At 77.3% G+C, this 853-nt stretch carries 1 protein-coding gene; it reads right to left on the bottom strand.

Features of this window, described 5'->3' with window-relative positions:
- On the bottom strand, nucleotides 1–853 hold an 853-nt coding region (locus OZN99_RS32620; RefSeq protein ID WP_270939325.1), incomplete at both ends, for an AMP-binding protein.

Below are 853 nucleotides of genomic sequence, written 5' to 3'. Positions count from 1 at the left end.
CGGGCGACGTCGCCGGTGCGCAGCACGCGCTCGCCGGGCCGGCCGGGCGCGGGGGCGATGCGCGGGGTCGGGACCGGACGCCCATCCTGCCATTCGCCCAGGGCGATGGTGCGGCTGGTGACCACCAGCTCCCCCACCTCGCCGTCCGGCACCGGCGCGCCCGTCTCGTCCAGCAGCGCCACCTGCAGCCCGGGGGCCGGGCGGCCAGCCGGCACGCGCGGGCCGTCCGGCTGCCAGCCGGGCGGCACCGTCCAGTAGAGGATGCTTTGCGACTCCGTGCAGCCGAGATTCGCGACGATGCGGCAGGACGCCGGTAGCAGAGTGCGCAAGGCCAGGAAATCCGAAGCCAGCAGGGCCGCGCCGCCGGCATGGAGATACTCCAGCCGGCCGAAGGCCTGCGGACCCTCCGGCGCCTCTGCCAGCGTGCGGATGATGCCGGGCAGGCCGTGGACGACCGTCGCGCCGCCATGGGCGGCGACGGTGCGCAGCACGCCGGGCAGCCCGCGCCGGGCCGGCTCGGCGCGCAGCAGCAGCCCGCCCGAGCTGAGGGCGGTGAAGCCGTGGCTGAGGCACGCCACGCTGCCGGTCGCGGCGATCGAGAGATACACGCCGCCCGGGCGGATGCCCGTCAGGTCGCGCCGTTCCCGCAGGCGGGAGAACAGGGTGCGGCGCGCATGCACGATGCCCTTCGGGCGGCCCGTGCTGCCGCTGGTCAGGACGATGAGGGCTGGCTCGTCGGGCGTGGTCGCGCAGGGCGCGGGGTGGTCCGCCTCGCCCGGCGGCGGCAGCCGCGCCAGGCTGGCCGGCAGGTCGGCGTCCGGCGGTGCCAGCGCATGCGTCAGGCCAAGCGCGG

The organism is Falsiroseomonas oryzae (assembly GCF_027856955.1).
GTDB classification, from domain to species: domain Bacteria; phylum Pseudomonadota; class Alphaproteobacteria; order Acetobacterales; family Acetobacteraceae; genus Falsiroseomonas; species Falsiroseomonas oryzae.
The sequence above is the reverse complement of the archived record's forward strand: the minus strand, read 5'-3'. Positions and strand labels throughout refer to the sequence as shown.